This window comes from Kitasatospora sp. NPDC091207, from assembly GCF_044768625.1.
Taxonomy (GTDB): Bacteria; Actinomycetota; Actinomycetes; order Streptomycetales; family Streptomycetaceae; genus Kitasatospora.
Genome location: NZ_JBIVVS010000022.1, coordinates 132,912 through 149,324 on the forward strand (window position 1 = coordinate 132,912; position 16,413 = coordinate 149,324).

The 16,413-nt window shown below is 73.1% G+C and carries 16 protein-coding genes; 11 read left to right on the forward strand and 5 right to left on the reverse strand.

Annotation, left to right across the window (positions count from 1 at the left end; all coding sequences use genetic code 11):
- Positions 1 to 43: 43 nt before the first annotated feature.
- Entirely contained in the window at positions 44 to 904 is an 861-nt protein-coding gene (locus ACIQTO_RS29545; RefSeq protein WP_402394247.1) for a sulfurtransferase, read from the forward strand.
- A 112-nt stretch (positions 905 to 1,016) separates the two neighbouring features.
- Here the strand turns inward: ACIQTO_RS29545 and sepH are convergent, their stop codons facing one another.
- Positions 1,017 to 2,093 (reverse strand): septation protein SepH, encoded by a 1,077-nt coding sequence (gene sepH, locus ACIQTO_RS29550; RefSeq protein ID WP_402394250.1) that lies wholly within the window; start codon positions 2,091 to 2,093, stop codon positions 1,017 to 1,019.
- A gap of 516 nt (positions 2,094 to 2,609) precedes the next feature.
- Between sepH and ACIQTO_RS29555 the strand changes: the two genes are divergently transcribed.
- Positions 2,610 to 3,500 carry a hypothetical protein gene (locus tag ACIQTO_RS29555; RefSeq protein ID WP_402394253.1) on the forward strand — a complete coding sequence of 297 codons (891 nt, stop codon included), beginning with the start codon at positions 2,610 to 2,612 and terminating at the stop codon, positions 3,498 to 3,500.
- 58 nt (positions 3,501 to 3,558) lie between these two features.
- On the opposite strand, the gene ACIQTO_RS29560 is transcribed toward ACIQTO_RS29555, so the two are convergent.
- Both ACIQTO_RS29560 and ACIQTO_RS29565 read right to left on the reverse strand, forming a co-directional pair.
- The gene (locus ACIQTO_RS29560) at positions 3,559 to 4,881 is read right to left on the reverse strand and encodes a D-arabinono-1,4-lactone oxidase (protein WP_402394256.1); all 1,323 of its coding nucleotides are present in this window, start codon (positions 4,879 to 4,881) and stop codon (positions 3,559 to 3,561) included.
- A 115-nt stretch (positions 4,882 to 4,996) separates the two neighbouring features.
- Positions 4,997 to 6,253: an MFS transporter gene (locus ACIQTO_RS29565; RefSeq protein ID WP_402394258.1), complete on the reverse strand. Its 1,257-nt coding sequence runs from the start codon at positions 6,251 to 6,253 to the stop codon at positions 4,997 to 4,999.
- Between the two features lie 127 nt (positions 6,254 to 6,380).
- On the opposite strand from ACIQTO_RS29565, the gene ACIQTO_RS29570 reads away from it, so the two are divergent.
- Together ACIQTO_RS29570 and ACIQTO_RS29575 are read left to right on the forward strand one after the other, a co-directional pair.
- On the forward strand, positions 6,381 to 7,523 hold the full coding sequence (locus ACIQTO_RS29570; RefSeq protein ID WP_402394261.1) for a ferrochelatase: 1,143 nt from the start codon (positions 6,381 to 6,383) through the stop codon (positions 7,521 to 7,523).
- 21 nt (positions 7,524 to 7,544) lie between these two features.
- Complete coding sequence (locus ACIQTO_RS29575; protein ID WP_402394264.1) at positions 7,545 to 8,372, forward strand: inositol monophosphatase family protein; 828 nt, start codon at positions 7,545 to 7,547, stop codon at positions 8,370 to 8,372.
- Between the two features lie 188 nt (positions 8,373 to 8,560).
- Here ACIQTO_RS29575 and ACIQTO_RS29580 read toward each other — a convergent pair whose 3' ends face one another.
- Positions 8,561 to 8,746: a hypothetical protein gene (locus ACIQTO_RS29580; protein ID WP_030301315.1), complete on the reverse strand. Its 186-nt coding sequence runs from the start codon at positions 8,744 to 8,746 to the stop codon at positions 8,561 to 8,563.
- 467 nt (positions 8,747 to 9,213) lie between these two features.
- Here ACIQTO_RS29580 and ACIQTO_RS29585 point away from each other — a divergent pair, with 467 nt between their 5' ends.
- The 4 genes from ACIQTO_RS29585 to ACIQTO_RS29600 all read left to right on the forward strand — a co-directional run bounded on the left by ACIQTO_RS29585 (position 9,214) and on the right by ACIQTO_RS29600 (position 13,360).
- Positions 9,214 to 9,867, forward strand: a complete 654-nt coding sequence (locus tag ACIQTO_RS29585) for a response regulator transcription factor (RefSeq protein WP_355364871.1) — start codon at positions 9,214 to 9,216, stop codon at positions 9,865 to 9,867.
- Between the two features lie 121 nt (positions 9,868 to 9,988).
- Positions 9,989 to 11,302 carry a sensor histidine kinase gene (locus ACIQTO_RS29590; RefSeq protein ID WP_402394267.1) on the forward strand — a complete coding sequence of 438 codons (1,314 nt, stop codon included), beginning with the start codon at positions 9,989 to 9,991 and terminating at the stop codon, positions 11,300 to 11,302.
- A 255-nt stretch (positions 11,303 to 11,557) separates the two neighbouring features.
- Positions 11,558 to 12,541: an acyl-ACP desaturase gene (locus ACIQTO_RS29595; RefSeq protein ID WP_402394270.1), complete on the forward strand. Its 984-nt coding sequence runs from the start codon at positions 11,558 to 11,560 to the stop codon at positions 12,539 to 12,541.
- Between the two features lie 519 nt (positions 12,542 to 13,060).
- On the forward strand, positions 13,061 to 13,360 hold the full coding sequence (locus ACIQTO_RS29600) for a DUF4193 domain-containing protein (protein ID WP_280668631.1): 300 nt from the start codon (positions 13,061 to 13,063) through the stop codon (positions 13,358 to 13,360).
- A 283-nt stretch (positions 13,361 to 13,643) separates the two neighbouring features.
- Here ACIQTO_RS29600 and ACIQTO_RS29605 read toward each other — a convergent pair whose 3' ends face one another.
- On the reverse strand, positions 13,644 to 14,093 hold the full coding sequence (locus ACIQTO_RS29605) for a DUF3093 domain-containing protein (RefSeq protein ID WP_402394273.1): 450 nt from the start codon (positions 14,091 to 14,093) through the stop codon (positions 13,644 to 13,646).
- Positions 14,094 to 14,234: 141 nt separating this feature from the next.
- Between ACIQTO_RS29605 and ACIQTO_RS29610 the strand changes: the two genes are divergently transcribed.
- The 3 genes from ACIQTO_RS29610 (at position 14,235) to ACIQTO_RS29620 (ending at position 16,147) form a co-directional block, all read left to right on the forward strand.
- Positions 14,235 to 14,807: a PaaI family thioesterase gene (locus tag ACIQTO_RS29610; protein WP_402394298.1), complete on the forward strand. Its 573-nt coding sequence runs from the start codon at positions 14,235 to 14,237 to the stop codon at positions 14,805 to 14,807.
- A complete protein-coding gene (gene dut, locus ACIQTO_RS29615; RefSeq protein ID WP_402394276.1) occupies positions 14,804 to 15,271 on the forward strand; it encodes a dUTP diphosphatase in 468 nt (155 codons plus the stop codon). Before ACIQTO_RS29610 ends, dut begins: the two co-directional genes overlap by 4 nt.
- Positions 15,272 to 15,340: 69 nt before the next feature.
- The gene (locus ACIQTO_RS29620) at positions 15,341 to 16,147 is read left to right on the forward strand and encodes a DUF3710 domain-containing protein (RefSeq protein ID WP_402394278.1); all 807 of its coding nucleotides are present in this window, start codon (positions 15,341 to 15,343) and stop codon (positions 16,145 to 16,147) included.
- Positions 16,148 to 16,413 lie beyond the last annotated feature (266 nt).

The following is a 16,413-nucleotide window of genomic DNA, read 5'->3' on the forward strand; positions in this document are numbered from 1 at the left end:
ACAAAGAGCGTCGAGTTGGTGGTGCTGCGCGAGAATGACCGCCATGACGACCTCTCACGATGACTCTCCGCTGGTTTCGGTGGCCGGCCTGCGGGAGGCGCTCGCCTCGGAGCGCCCGCCGGTGCTGCTCGACGTGCGCTGGCAGCTCGGCGGCCCGCCGGGCATCGAGGACTACACGGCGGGCCATCTGCCCGGCGCGCACTTCGTCGCGCTGGACACCGAACTCGCCGCACCGGCCGGGCCGCCCGGTCGCGGTGGCCGGCACCCGCTGCCCGACCCGGAGGAGTTCGGGGCCGCGCTGCGCGGGCTCGGGGTCCGCGCCGACCGCCCGGTGGTGGTGTACGACGGTGCGACCTCGCTGGCCGCGGCCCGCGCCTGGTGGTTGCTGCGCTGGGCCGGTCACCCGGACGTGCGGGTGCTGGACGGCGGGTTCGCCGCGTGGCAGGCGGCCGGGCTGCCGGTGACCACCGAGGTCGACGCGCCGGAGCCGGGCGACTTCAAGCCGGTACCCGGGCAGTTGCCGACGGTCGACGGGGACGGCGCGGCCGCGTTGGCCCGGACCGGTCTGCTGCTGGACGCGCGGGCGGGGGAGCGCTACCGCGGTGAGACCGAGCCGATCGACCCGCGGGCCGGGCACGTCCCGGGGGCGCTGTCCGCGCCGACCACCGAGAACGTCGGCCCGGACGGCCGGTTCCGGCCGGCCGCCGAACTGGCCGAGCGGTTCCGCGCGCTGGGCGCGGGCGAGCGGGAGACGGCGGTGTACTGCGGTTCGGGGGTGACGGCGGCCCATCAGATCCTCGCCCTGGCAGTGGCCGGGCTGCCGGCCGCGCTGTACCCGGGCTCGTGGAGCGAGTGGTCGAGCGACGGGAGCCGCCCGGTGGCGGTCACCGAGCAGCCGGGCTGACCTCGGGCGGCCGGCGGACGAGGAACGGAGAGAGGGGTGGGCGGCCGAACCGGCCGCCCACCCCTCTCTCCGACACCCTTCGGCGCGAACGCCGCCGGGCCTACTCCTGGTCCTACTCCTGCTTCTTGCGCCGGCTGCCGAAGACGATCTCGTCCCAGCTGGGCACGGTGGCCCGCCGCCCGGGCCGGACACCGTCCGCCTCGGCCTGCCGGTCGGTCGTACCGACCAGCCGCTCCCGGTGCGGGGCGACGGCACGCGGCATCAGGATGTCCGCGTACGCCGAGCCGGCGCCGACCGCGGGCGCGGCGGCGGCGGGCTCCTCCGTCTCCTCGGCGACCTCGGCGGGCAGCGCCGGTTCGATCGGGGCGGGGCCGACCGCGAGGTCCCCCCGGAAGGCGGGGACGACGTCGAGCAGGCTGGTCAGCGAGTCGCGGGACTCGGCGGTGGCCTCACGGGACTCCCGCACCTCGCGGGAGGACATGATGCGGTCGGCCGAGGGCCGGTCGATCATCGGGCGCGGCGGCCGGTCCTGGGGGAGCCGGGCGATCCGCGGGATGAACGGGAAGACCGACTCCTCCTCGCGCTCGACGTTCTCGCCGATCAGCGCACGGGCCTCGTCGTCGTTCGGCTGGACCAGGCGGCGCGGCGGGTCGTACGTCCAGGACGCGCTGCGGCCCTCGCCGTCGGCCCGGTAGGAGAGGATGACCTCCCAGGTGCCGTCGTCGCGCCGCCAGGAGTCCCAGCGCTCGGTGTCCTTCTCGGCGCCGCGCAGCGCGAGCCGCTCGGCGACCGCCTCGCCCAACTGCGGTCCGGAGGACTCGCCGTGGCGGCGGATCGCGGTCTTGCGGGCCCGCTCGGCCATGAAGGCGCGCTCCGCGAGCACCGGCCCCTCGAAGCGGCGGACCCGGTCGACGGAGATGCCGGCCGCCTGCGCGACCTCCTCGGCGGAGGCACCGGCTCGTATCCGCGCCTGGATGTCCCGGGGGCGGAGGTGGCTCTCGACCTCGATCTCGATCTGGCCGAGGCGCGGACGGTCACCACGGATGGCGGCGCGCAGCCGCTCGTCGATGGGGAGGGTGTACTCCGTGCTGTCGGCGGCCTTGAGCACCAGCCGTGTGCCGTCGTTGCTGACGGCCACAACCCGCAGTTCGGGCACGGTTACCTCCCGGGTGGTGCCTGCCGACGTCACCTGCGTCGCTGCTCCCGTACTGAGTGTGGCCTGCCCGCTCGCGACTGGCCACAACCTTGCTGAGTTCCCCGGCGTGTCGGGCTTACGCCCGGTCACACCGCTGTGGCACGGTTGCCTTTTTGCCACGTCATCCGTCGACGTCGCTCCTGGGTGTCCCGGCCGTCCTCGCACGCGCAGTGACGTGACGATCCGGGACGGGCGTCGCCGTGCGTGCCTGCGCCGTGGCTCTTTGTCAATCTGCCGCTTGATAGGCAGTCGACAAGTCGACCCAAGGCTCAGGCTTTACGAACAGTACTCCATTCGTGGCATCCAGAGGGGCGGCTCGCCGCTCAAGTCTCCCGCGATTCACGGGAATCTCAAGAGCGCGCACCCCCAATGGCCGACGACCGGCCGATGCACGGTGATCATCTTCACATATATCTCCCGCACAGAACCGCATTTTCGACCCTTGTGTCCTTCTTTGGGCAAGATGGAGTGACTTGTTCGAAGACCAGTCGTACTGACCGAGGGATGTCGATGCCGGAGCAGAAGCCCGCCGAGGAGGGCGGCAAGGAAGGTCGCAGGCGAATTGATCTGAGTGTGGCTCAGGTCGCGGCGAGTGCGCTGGCCACCGTGGTGGGGGCGCTGCTCGCCTCCGAACTCGGCGTCTACGGAACCATTCTGGGTGCGGCGGTGGTCAGTGTCGGCGCCACCACCGGCGGCGCGGTGTTCCAGCACATCTTCCGGCGCACCGGTGAGCAGCTGCGCGAGGCGGTGGACCGCACCGGTCCCGGGCCGGCGGTGAACGGGCTGCGCCAGGAGCCGGATTCCGGCCCGCCGGTACCGGTGGCGGTCTCCGCGGAGTGGAACGAGCCGCAGGTGGTCCGGGCGCGTCGGCGGTGGACCTGGAAGTCGTACGCGGCGATGTCCGCGCTGGTCTTCGTGCTGGCGATGACGCCGATACTCGCCTTCGAGCTGGCGACCGGGCAGCCGGTGTCGGCCACGGTGAAGGGGGAGTCGGGCAGCGGCACCTCGTTGGGCGGCACGGTCGCCCCCAAGCCGTCGGCCCCGCCGGCGGGTGAGCCCTCGACCGGGCCGTCGGGCCTTCCGTCGCAGGGCGCGGGCGGCGCCTCGCCCTCGCCGTCGGCGGGCAAGGGCGGCGCGGCCTCGGAGCCGGCCGCCCCGGGCGGGAGCCCGGACGCGGGCGGCAGTGGCAAGGCCTCGCCCTCGGCGGGCCCGAGCGGGACGTCGTCCGCGGAGCCGTCCGCCGGATCGTCCGCCGGTCCGTCGGGCGCGCCGTCCACGCCGGCCGGCCCGGCCTCGGAGCCGGCCGGGACGACGGCCCCGCAGCCGCCCGCCCCGAGCGGCGCGCCGGCCGGGGCCTCCCCGGCGGCCGCCGCCCCGACCGGATCGGCCGCCGGCCGGTAGGCCCGCGCCGGCCGGGGCCCGGTCGGCCGGGGGTGGCGCAGATCGGGGGCGCCGCCGGTCAGGCGCCCAGCACCCGCCGCAGATAGTCGTTGCCGAAGACGCGCCGCGGGTCGACCTCGTCACGCAGCGCGGTGAAGTCGGCGAAGTGCGGGTAGACCTCGGCGAGGTACCCGGCGTCCCGGGTGTGCAGCTTGCCCCAGTGCGGGCGGCCCCGGTGGGCGGTCATCAGCTTCTCCACCTCGGTGAAGTAGCCCTGCTCGGCGGTGCCCCGGTAGAGGTGGACGGCGATGTAGGCGGTGTCCCGGCCACTCGCGGTGGAGAGCCAGAGATCGTCGGCGGGGGCGAACCGGACCTCGACCGGGAAGCTGATCCGCCAGTCGGAGCGTTCGATCAGGGCCCTGAGCTCGCGCAGCACCCCGCCGAGCGCCTCGCGCGGCACCGCGTACTCCATCTCGGTGAAGCGGACCTTGCGCGGGCTGGTGAACACCTTGTGGGCGGTGTCGGTGTAGCTGCGGTCCGACCAGGCGCGGCTGGCCAGCGAGGCGATGGTCGGGACGCTGCGGGGGAAGCGCCGGCCGACCCGGCAGGCGCCCTCCCAGACCGTGTTGGAGAGGAAGTCGTCCTCCAGCCACCCCTTGAACCGGGGCAGCGGGGTGGCCGGCCCCTGGCTGCGGTTGTTGCGCTTGGTGGAGCAGCGGTCGGTGTGCGGGAACCAGTAGAACTCGAAGTGCTCGTTCACCGCGGTGAGGTCGTCTAGCCGGTCGAGCACCTCGTCGAAGCGCATCGGCTGCTCGTGGGCGGTGAGCAGGAAGGCCGGTTCGACGGCGAGGGTCACCGCGGTGATCACGCCGAGGGCGCCGAGGCCGAGCCGGGCGCCGTGGAAGAGCCGGGGGTCCTCGGTGGGGGAGCAGTGCCGGACGCTGCCGTCGGCGAGGACGATCTCCAGGGCCCGGATCTGGGCGGCGAGCGAGCCGGAGTCCCGGCCGGTGCCGTGGGTGCCGGTACTGGTCGCGCCGGCGACGGTCTGCACCTCGATGTCGCCCATGTTGGTGAGCGAGAGCCCGGCCGCGGCCAGCAGGCGGTTGAGCCGGGCGAGCGGCAGGCCCGCCTCGACGGTGACCGTTCCGGCCTCGCGGTCGATGCCGCGGACGGCGGTCATGGCGTACGGGCGGACCAGGACGCCGCCCTCGGCCGAGGCGATCGCGGTGAAGGAGTGGCCGGAGCCGACCGCCTTGACGGTGTGCCCCTGTCCCGCGGCCCGGGTGATCTCCTTGGCCAGCTCCTCCACCGTGCCGGGCGTGACCACCTTGGCGGGGTGGGCTGCCTGGTTGCCGGCCCAGTTGGTCCAGCGGGTCCGGGGTGCGGTACTGGCCTGGGGCATGCGGTGCCTCCTGCTCCGTGGCCGAACGGTGTCGGCGCGATCCTGGGGCGGCGCGGCCGCCCCAGGTGTCCCTACCCGCGGGTAGGCCCCGCGAGTAGGGAGGAGAGTAGTCAGTTCACCGTTCGAGGTCTACGGGTTGGGCGGCCGGCTGGGCCGGCGCGGCGGCGGCCAGGCCCGCGCCGAGGCGCCGCAGGCCGACCAGGGCGGTCAGCACACCGAACACCCCGGCGGTCACCGGCACCCAGTACCCGGCGGCGGCTCCGGAGGCGTCCACCACCCAGCCGCCGGCCGAGGAACCGAGGGCGACACCGAGGGCCAGCCCGGTGGTGGTCCAGGTCATCCCCTCGGTCAGCTGGGCGGCCGGGACGAGCCGTTCGACCAGGGCCATCGCGGTGATCAGGGTGGGGGAGATGGCGATGCCGGCGACCAGCAGGGCCGCGCCGACCGCGATCAGCCCGCCCACGCCCTGCACCGACTCGGCGACCAGCAGCAGCGGCACCATGCTGACGGCCATGAACAGCACGCCGCCGAAGAACCGGCCGGACATCGAGCCCTTGAGCCGGAGGGTGCCGAACACCACGCCGGCCAGACAGGAGCCGAGGGCCCACAGGGCCAGGATCACACTGGCGACGGACTTGTGGCCCTGGGCCTCGGAGTAGGCGACGGTGACGACCTCCACCGAGCCGAAGATCGCTCCGGTGGCGACGAAGGTCAGGATCAGCACCTGGAGGCCGCGGTTGAGGATCACCGAGCTGTCGGCGTGCCGGGCGGCCGGGTGGACGGGGGGCTCGGTGGAGCGCTGCCCGGCGAACAGCAGCACGCCCACCGCGAGGAAGACTCCGGCGAGCAGGACGCCGGCCTCCGGGAAGACGGCGGTGGCCAGGCCGATGGAGAGGATCGGGCCCACGATGAAGCAGATCTCGTCGACCACGGCCTCGAAGGAGTACGCGGTGTGCATCTTGGGCGCGTCGTCCCGGTAGAGGTGGGCCCAGCGGGCGCGGACCATCGCGCCGGTGCTCGGCATCACGCCCATGCCGGCCGCGAAGAGGAAGAGCGTCCAGTCCGGCGCCTCCAGCCGGGCGCAGAGCAGCAGCCCGACGGCGGCCACCACCGTCATCGCGGTGGCCGGCAGCACGATCCGGCGCTGTCCGTGGCGGTCCACCAGCCGGGAGACCTGGGGCCCGAGCACGGCGGCGGACACCGCCAGCGTCGCCGAGACCAGGCCCGCCACCCCGTAGGACCCTCTCAGCTGGGAGAGCATGGTCACGATGCCGATCCCGGTCATGGAGATCGGCAACCGGGCGACGAAGCCGGTGGTGGAAAAGGCCAGACTGCCGGGGGCGGCGAATATCTGGCGGTAGCTGGACAGCACGGGAGCTCCGCGGGGGTAAGGAACGAGGCCGGACTACACAGCTTACGTACCTTGGCAAACAGTATTTTCCGGACACCGGTGCGGCCCCGCCGCCGTGGCCCGGCCCCTCAATGGCAGGATCGGTCCCATGCCCGATGTGCGCAATCCCTCTCCGTCCGGGGCCGCTCCGTACGACGCCCTGCTGCTGCTCTCCTTCGGCGGGCCCGAGGCCCCCGAGGACGTCGTGCCCTTCCTGGAGAACGTCACCAGGGGGCGCGGAATCCCCAAGGAGCGGCTCAAGGAGGTGGGCAAGCACTACTTCATGTTCGGCGGGGTGAGCCCGATCAACGAGCAGAACCGCGAGCTGCTGGCGGCGCTGCGCGAGGACTTCGCCGAGCACGGGCTGGACCTCCCGGTCTACTGGGGCAACCGCAACTGGGCGCCCTACCTGACCGACACCCTGCGCGAGCTCGCCGCCGACGGGCACCGCCGCGTCGCCGTCCTCGCCACCAGCGCCTACGCCGGGTACTCGGGCTGCCGCCAGTACCGGGAGAACCTCGCCGACGCGCTGGCGCGGCTGGCCGAGGAGGGGCTGCCCGAACTCCGGGTCGACAAGCTCCGGCACTTCTACAACCACCCGGGCTTCGTCGAGCCGATGACCGACGCCACGCTGGCCGCGCTGGCCCGGCTGCCCGAAGGCGTCCGGGCCGGCGCCCGGCTGGCGTTCACCACGCACTCCGTCCCGGACACCATGGCGGAGAGTTCCGGCGCCCCGGACGACCCGGCCCGCGGCCGGCCGGGCGGTGCGTACGTCGCCCAGCACCTGGACGTCGCCCGGCTGGTCGCGACGGCCGTCGCCGAGCGGACCGGCGTCGCGGACCGGCCCTGGGAGCTGGTCTTCCAGAGCCGCAGCGGCGCCCCGCACACCCCGTGGCTGGAACCCGACATCTGCGACCACCTGGAGGCACAGCACGCGGCCGGCGCGCCCGCCGTCGTGATGGTCCCGATCGGTTTCGTCTCCGATCACATGGAGGTCAAGTACGACCTGGACACCGAGGCGGTGGCCAAGGCCGCCGAGCTCGGTCTGCCGGTCGCCCGCGCGGCCACCGTCGGCGCCGATCCCCGGTTCACCGCCGCCGTGCGGGAGCTGGTCCTGGAGCGGGCCGCCACCGAGCGGGGCCTGCCGGTGACCCGCTGCGCCCTGGGCGCGCTCGGCCCCAGCCACGACGTGTGCGCGGTGGCCTGCTGCCCGAACCCGCGCGCCCCCCGCCCGGCTGCCGCCGAGCGCTGACCCCGACCCGAGGAGACCCCCGTGCCCAGCCCCGGCCTGCCCGACGGCCCGCCCGATGCCCTGCTCGACGAACTGCTCGACGTCGCCCTGGACGCCGCCCACCGGGCCGGCGCGCTGCTGCGCGACAACCGGCCCGCCGATCTGGGCGTGGCGGGTACCAAGAGCAGCCCGGTCGATGTGGTCACCGAGATGGACCTCGCCTCCGAGAAGCTCGTCCTGGAGCTGATCGGCACCCGCCGCCCGGACGACGGCTACCTCGGTGAGGAGGGGGCCGAGCGGCCCGGCACCAGCGGGGTCCGGTGGGTCGTCGACCCGCTCGACGGCACCGTCAACTACCTGTACGGACTGCCCTCCTGGGCCGTCAGCGTGGCGGCCGAGCTGGACGGCCGGGCGGTCGTCGGCGTGGTGTACGCCCCGGCGCGCGGTGAGCTCTTCCAGGCGGTGCTGGGCCGCGGCGCCCGGTTGGACGGCCGGCCGGTGACGGCCCGGCCGGCGCCGCCGTGGGGGCAGGCGCTGATCGCCACCGGCTTCGGCTACGTGCGGTCGAGGCGGGTCCGGCAGGCCGAGGTGCTGCTCGCGCTGATGCCGGAGGTCCGGGACATCCGCCGGGGCGGGGCCGCCGCCGTGGACCTCTGCGACGTCGCGGCCGGACGCCTGGACGGCTACTACGAGCGCGGGCTGGCCCCCTGGGACCGGGCGGCCGGCTGCCTGATCGCGGCCGAGGCCGGTGCCCTGGTCGGCGGACGCCCCGGCCACGGCCCGGACGGCGAGCTGACCGTCGCGGCCGCGCCCGGGGTCTACGAGCCGCTCCAGGAGCGGCTGGCGCGGCTGCGCGCCTGGGCCGACTGACCCGTCGGCCGGCGGGACGGACCGGCGGGCCGGGTTCCGGGCGGAACCCGGCCCGCCGGTGTCCGCCACCCGTGGCCGGGCAGCGAAGAGCCCTGGCATACGGGGAATGCCAGGGCTTGAGGTTTCGCACGGCCCCCGCAGGGTCGCTGGTGCCGGAGTCCGGCTTCGGGTCGGGCAGGTCGGGCGGATCAGGCAGCGGTGCGGTGGCGCTCCAGCACCGTGTCGACGCCGTGTTCGGCGGCGAGTCGGCGGAGGTCGTCCAGCTCGGACTGCTCCACCTCGGCGAGGAACTCGTCCCCGGCCTCGATCGCGCGGTGCAGGTCCTGCTCGGCGTTGGCTATGCGCTGCAGGATTCCGGCGGTGAAGGCGTCCATACGGGCCCCCTTACTGTGTCGGACGTGCACGTTCGTGCGTCCCCCGCCCGAGGGTCGTGGTAGCCAGCGGAAGCGTCCGATCCGGTAGGTCGTGATCTCCGGTCGGGCGCGGAGACGGCCCTCGGCCGCTCCCGGTGACGCCCCAACCCCAGGGCCGGCGCGGATGATGAACGCACGGCGGGTGGGTGCGATCGGCCGTTGGCCAGATCGCGGGTGTGCACCTGTCCTCCCCCGCCCCCGGACGGGGAAACCTGTCCGGGCGAGAAAGTTGCCTGTGTCACAGTCCAAGCGGACTGCTCCCGGCACGAATCGCGACGGAGGCCGTGGTCGGCGGCGACGACCGCGCCCCGCCGGCCCCTGCCTCCGGGGCAGCTTATCGCTGCTTTACCGCCCGACCAGGCAGGATGGGGACACCGTCGGAGCCGTGCGTCCGCTTCCGGGGCCGGCCTGGAGAAGGGACAACGACCGTGCGGGTTCTCGTCGTCGAGGACGAGCAGCTGCTCGCCGAGGCCGTCGCTACCGGCCTGCGCCGCGAGGCGATGGCCGTCGACGTGGTGTACGACGGGGAGGCCGCGCTCCAGCGCATCGCGGTCAACGACTACGACGTGGTCGTTCTCGACCGTGACCTCCCCCTGGTCCACGGGGACGACGTCTGTCGCAGCGTGGTCGAGCAGGGCCTCGCCACCCGGGTGATCATGCTGACCGCCTCCGGCGACATCAGCGACCGGGTCGAGGGTCTGGAGATCGGTGCGGACGACTACCTCCCCAAGCCGTTCGCCTTCAGCGAACTCGTCGCCCGCGTAAGGGCGCTGGGCCGCCGGGCGACCGTCCCGTTGCCGCCGGTGCTGGAGCGCGCCGGCATCTCGCTCGACCCCGGCCGCCGCGAGGTGATCCGCGACGGGCGGCCCGTCCAGCTCGCTCCCAAGGAGTTCGCCGTGCTGGAGGTGCTGATGCGGGCCGGCGGTGCCGTCGTCTCCGCCGAGCAGCTCCTGGAGAAGGCCTGGGACGAGCACACCGACCCGTTCACCAACGTCGTGCGCGTCACCGTGATGACGCTGCGCCGCAAGCTCGGCGACCCGCCGGTGATCGTCACCGTGCCGGGCTCCGGCTACCGGATCTGACGCGGGTCCGGCCGGACCCACGCACCCCCGCCAGGCCCCCCGGGGCCCAGCGGGGCCCCTGGACGCCGGCGGATCCCACCCACCACGCGCCCGCCCCGGCGGACGCCCCGAGAGGATGATCATGACCACCCCGCCCCCGGCCGGCGGGCCCTCCGGCGCGCCCGCCGGCGGCCCGCGCGCCGTGCCGCCCCGGTCCGTACCGCCGAAGCCCGTGCACCCGCCGCGCGCGCCCCGGCTGCACCATGCGTCGCACGACACCTACGTGCCCGGCGACGGCATGCTCGCCTGGCTGCCGTTCCGCCCCACCATCCGGATCCGGCTGACCCTGCTCTACGGCGGGATGTTCCTGATGGCCGGCGTCGTCCTGCTGCTGCTGATGTACTTCTTCGTCCGGCAGGCCCTGCACGACGTCCAGCCGCCGCCCTTCCTGTTCGGCAAGGACATCACCGTCAACGGCGTGCCGATGACCAGCGAGCAGTTCAACCAGTACCTCGCCAACCGGCACGAGATCGCCTCCAACTCGGCGCTCAACACCTTGCTGCGCAAGGCCCTCACGGTGCTGGTCTGCCTCGCCGTGATCGCCTTCGCCGCCGGCTACGCGATGGCCGGCCGGGTGCTGCGCCCGCTCGGACGGATCACCCGCACCGCCCGCGAGGTGGCCTCCTCCGACCTGCACCGGCGGATCGAGCTGGACGGGCCGGACGACGAGCTCAAGGAGCTCGCCGACACCTTCGACGACATGCTCGACCGGCTGGACCGCTCCTTCGACTCCCAGCGCCGCTTCGTCGCCAACGCCTCGCACGAGCTGCGCACCCCGCTGGCGATCAACCGGACCCTGCTGGAGGTCCAGCTCTCCGACCCCGCGGCCTCGGCCGACCTCCAACAGCTCGGCAAGACGCTGCTGGCCACCAACGAGCGCAGCGAGCAACTGGTGGAGGGCCTGCTGCTGCTCGCCCGCAGCGACAACGAACTCACCGACCGCCGTCCGGTGGAACTCTCCGAGGTCGCCACCCGGGCCCTGGTACAGACCCGGGCCGAGGCCGACCGGCGCGAGGTCGAGCTGCGCGCCACCCTGAACCCGGCCGAGGTCGCGGGCAACGGCGTGCTGCTGGAGCGGATCGCGCTCAACCTGCTGCAGAACGCCGTGCGCTACAACTCCGCCGGCGGCTGGGTCGAGATCAGCACCGCCGAGGTGCCCGGTGGCGGCGAGCTGGTGGTGTCCAACACCGGCCCGGTGGTGCCCGGCTACGAACTGGAGCACATCTTCGAACCGTTCCGCCGGGTCAAGGGCGCCGACCGCACCCGCAGTGACAAGGGCGTCGGTCTGGGTCTGTCCATCGTCCGCTCGGTGGTCCGGGCGCACGGAGGCACCATCGAGGCCACCCCGCGCTCCGGTGGCGGCCTCACCATGCGGGTCCGGATCCCGGGGGCCTGAGGGCCGCCACAGGCCCCTCACGCCCCCGCTGCGCCGCCCGTACCGCTCGCGCTCCGTGCGCGGACCAATCCCGCCGCCCCCGCCGGCCCTGTCAAGACGACATAAGGCCTGGCGGGGGCGGCTTGTCTTTTCCGGTCCGAGCAACTTACGGTGTCGTAACCTACGGAACCGTAAGTGCGTCGACCTCGTCGTCCCCGACGTGCCCCGCCCAACGCGCCCGTCCCCGCGCGTGCCCGTCCATCAGGAGCAAGACTCGTGACCATCGCCCCCGTGCAGCGCAACGCCTCGCTCGGTTCGAGCGCCTGGACCGACGCGCGGCTGATCATGGCCCTCGAAGAGGTGGTGGAGACCGAGCTCAACCGCCACCTGAAGGTCGCCAAGGACTGGATGCCGCACGAGTTCGTCCCGTGGAGTCAGGGCCGCGACTTCGACGGCGTGCTCGGTGGTGAGGCCTGGGCGGTGGAGCAGTCCAAGGTGACCCCGCTCGGCCGGGTGTCGCTGGTGGTCAACCTGCTGACCGAGGACAACCTCCCCAGCTACCACCACGAGATCGCGACCATGTTCGGCCGCGAGGGCGCCTGGGGCACCTGGGTGCACCGCTGGACGGCGGAGGAGGGCCGGCACGGCATAGCCATCCGCGACTACCTGCTCGCCACCCGGGCCGTCGACCCGAACGAGCTGGAGCGGGCTCGGATGAGCCACATGTCGGAGGGCTTCGAGTCCGACAACTCGCACAGCATGCTGCAGTCGGTCGCCTACGTGGCCTTCCAGGAGCTGGCCACCCGGATCTCGCACCGCAACACCGGCCACTCCTCCGGCGACCCGCTCTGCGACCAGCTGCTCGCGAAGATCGCCAACGACGAGAACCTGCACATGGTCTTCTACCGGAACCTGCTGAAGGCCGCCCTGGAGATCGCCCCCGACCAGGCCATGCGGGCCATCGCCGACGTGGTGACCGACTTCCGGATGCCCGGCCACGGCATCCCCGGCTTCGAGCGGGCCGCCGCCCAGATCGCCATCGGCGGCGTCTACAACCTGCGCATCCACCACGACGACGTGCTGCAGCCGGTGCTGCGCCACCTCAAGGTCATGGAGATCGGCGGACTGGGCCCGGACGGTCTGCGGGCCCAGGACGAGCTCGGGGTCTTCCTCGGCGGGCTGGACGCGCAGGCGACCAAGTTCGACGAGCGGCAGGCGGCGCTGCTGGCCCGCCGGGCCGCGCGGAAGGCCGCCCAGTAGTCCAGGCCTCCCGGTAGGAGCCGGACACGAACCGCGGGGCGCGCCGGGCGACGGATCCGGCCGTTCCTGTTGGGTGGATTTTCCGTGGTTTGCCCCGGAAGATTCAGAACGTGAGCAAGGTCACACCGTGTCGCTCCGCGGGGTGGGGCGGTCTCGGAGCGTGATCATGGTGAACGGTGCTCCGGTTGCGGTCCGTGATGAGGTTCGGGGCCGGAATCGCTCGGCCGGATCGGGTGAGCCCCCTGGTGGGCAAGGGAACGACCGAGTGGCCGCAAGGCCTCTGATGACTCAGCGTGCCCGCCGAGCGGTCCCGGCCGCCGGTCCGAGATGGCCCAGCGTGAGGCCTCCCGCGCCCGATCGGATCACCCCAACGGACCCCTGGCTGAGTGTCGATTGAGTAACAGGGCTTGAAGTAAGGCAAAATCTCCGCCTCGGGTCGGGCACAAGACCGACCCCCCATGCGTTACGTGCGCTGGAGATACCGCACACACCGCACAACCCGGAGGGGGAGAGCGAAAAATGGCAACTGACTACGACACCCCGCGCAAGACCGATGACGACCTCAATGAGGACAGCATCGAGGAACTGAAGGCTCGGCGGAACGAGAAGAGCACCAGCTCTGTCGACGTCGACGAGTTCGACGCGGCGGAGGGCCTCGAGCTCCCCGGCGCGGACCTCTCGAACGAGGAGCTCTCGGTCCGGGTGCTGCCGCGCCAGGCCGACGAGTTCACCTGCATGAGCTGCTTCCTGGTGCACCACCGCAGCCAGCTGTACAGCGAGAAGAACGGCAACCCGATCTGCCGGGACTGCGGCGCCTGAGTATCAGGGCGGCCATGGGCCCGGGCCCGCGGAACCTCGCGGGACCGGCACACCGCCCCTTCCGGCCCCGGGCAGCGGGGCCGGACGGCAGTACCGGCGGCCGTCCAGGCGGACGCATTGGCAGTACCGCGTCGGGTCGTACCGGCGCAGTACCGCGCACCGCGCGGGTGGCAGCACCTCGTGCGGCACGGAGAAATCTGGGACGGTCCCGCATCGCGGAACCGTCCCTCTCCGTTTCCGGGCCGTTGCGGCCGCGTTGTCGGGGTATTCGCCGCGCCGGGTGTCAGGCGCGGGCGCCGCGGCGGGCCTCGTCCAGGGCCTCGGCCAGCTTCATCGGCGAGCGGGTCGACAGATAGAGGTACGGCGTCGGGTCGGCCGGGTCGGTGACCTCGACGCGCAGGGCGGTCGGGACGTAGCTGCGCAGCAGCATGAAGGCCCGCGGGTCGGACTTCGGGCCGCGCCAGGCCACCGCCTCGGCGGGGCTGAGCGGGTGCGCGGCGCCCAGGGCGTCGACCGGGATCCGGGCCTGGCCGGCCACCAGGGAGCCCTGCACCACGCGGATCCGGGCGGAGCCGTAGCTGCTGATCGCGGCCGCGCCGGCGGCGATGCCGACCACCAGCCCGACCAGCGCGCCCACCGCGCTGAGACGCAGCAGGATCATCGCGAGCGTGAGCCCGATCGCGACCGGGAGCAACCACCAGGAGCGCGGCACGGTGAGGCGTTCGTCGTACATGCCCCCATTGTGGTCGCCGTTACGGGCGGCCCGGGACGGCACCCCCGGGCCCGCCCCGCCTACCGGTCGGTAGGGTTGGGCACCGTGACCGGTTCCGTAGCACCCGCCTCCCCGTCCGCCCAGCCGGCGCCGACCCCGCCGCTGTCGCCGACCACGCCCCCGCCGGGTGCCGTCCTGCCCCCGCGCGCTCCGCAGGCCCCGGCCCCGGGCACCCGGCTCGGCTCGCACTACGAGCACTGTTTCGGCTGCGGCCCGCAGCACCCGGGCGGCCTGCAGATCGACGCGGTGGCGGGCCACGGGCTGGACGTCACCGCCGAGTTCACCGTCCGCTCCGCCCACCAGGGCGGCCCCGGCCTCGCCCACGGCGGGCTGCTGACCACGGCGATGGACGAGACGCTCGGCACGCTGAACTGGCTGCTGCACGCCCCCGCCGTCACCGGCCGGCTGGAGACCGACTTCCTCTGCCCGGTACCGGTCGACTCGGTGCTGCACCTGCGCGCGTGGGTCACCGGTGTGCACGGCCGGAAGATCTACAGCGCCGGCGAGGCGCGCATCGGCGGCCCCGACGGACCGGTCGCCGTCCGCGCCCAGGCACTCTTCATCGAGGTGAAGCTGGAACACTTCACCCAGCACGGTCGTCCCGAGGACATCGGGAAGGTCCTCGACGACCCGGATCTGATGAAGCGCGCCCGAGCCTTTGAGGTGAACCCTTGAGCACCACCCCCCGCCCGCCGGTAGACGTCCTGATCAGGCGAATCGACACCGAGCTGCCGCTGCCCGCGTACGCGCAGCCCGGCGACGCGGGCGCCGACCTGCGGACCACCGTCGACGCCGAGCTGGCCCCCGGTGAGCGGGTCGTCCTGCCCACCGGCATCGCCATCGCGCTGCCGGACGGCTACGCGGCGTTCGTCCACCCGCGCTCCGGGCTCGCAGCTCGTTGCGGAGTTGCTCTGGTGAACGCCCCAGGGACGGTCGATGCCGGGTACCGTGGAGAGATCAAGGTGATCGTCGTCAACTTGGACCCGCGCGAAGCCGTCAACTTCCGCCGAGGGGATCGGATCGCCCAGCTGGTCATCCAGCAGGTCGAGAAGGCCCGCTTCCACGAGGTGGCCGAACTGCCCGGGTCGGCACGAGCCGAGGGCGGGTTCGGGTCGACCGGTGGCCACGCAGCGGTCTAGGCTGCCCGCGGCCTCGCAGGAAGCCGAGCAGGTATTCGCATCGGTCTTGGACCGGGAAGGACAGTGACCGTGTTCCGTCGTCGCCAGAAGAGCGAGGACGCTGTCGAGCAGCTCGCCGACGACGCCATCAGCGCCGACGAGACGGCCGATGACGTCGAAGGTTCCGCCGAGAGCGAGAACGTGACCGAGCTGGACCCGGTGGAGCGGGTCGGCCTGCCGCCGGCTCCGCGCCCGGACGGTCCGTGGGACCACTCCGAGCTGGAGCAGCCGGAGGAAGGCCGGGTCGACCTGGGGGGCCTGCTGGTCCCCGGTGTCGAGGGCATGGAACTGCGCGTCGAGGTGGCCGGTGACGCGATCGTGGCCGCGACGCTGGTCCTCGGCAACAGCGCCATCCAGCTGCAGGCCTTCGCGGCTCCCAAGTCCGAGGGCATCTGGGGCGAGGTCCGTGAGGAGATCGCCAACGGCATCACCTCGCAGGGCGGCCTCATCGAGGAGGAGGAGGGCCCGCTCGGCTGGCACCTCCGGGCCCAGGTCCCCGTACAGCTGCCGGACGGTACGCAGGGTGTCCAGCTGGTGCGCTTCGTCGGCTGCGACGGGCCGCGCTGGTTCCTGCGCGGTGTGATCTCGGGCCAGGCCGCGGTGCAGCCGGAGATGGCCGGAATCCTGGAGCAGGTCTTCCAGCAGACGGTCGTCGTTCGTGGCGAGAGCCCGATGGCTCCGCGCGACCCGATCGTGCTGAAGCTCCCCGAGGACGCGCAGATGGTGGCCGACGGTGGCGGGGCAGCCGCCGCTGCCGGCGAGGGCGACAGCAACCGCTTCGGTGGCACCGCGCTCGACCCGTTCGCCCGCGGTCCGGAGATCACCGAGGTCCGCTGAACAGGCCGACTGCTCGCCGATCGCCCCCGTCCGGATCCCCGGGCGGGGGCGATTTGCATGTGGCGGGCCGGTCCCCGTACAGTTCCGGAGTCGCACCGAGAGGGGCGGCGGAATGCGAGTCGGCTGAATGAAACTCCGGAAAACGGAGTGGAAAACGTCTGATAAGCTTCAAACACGAAAGAACGAAGCGCCCGGAGGGCCCGCTGGAAGGCGGTCCGAAGGAAGTGTCCGTTCCTTGAGAACTCAACAGCGTGCCAAAAGTCAAC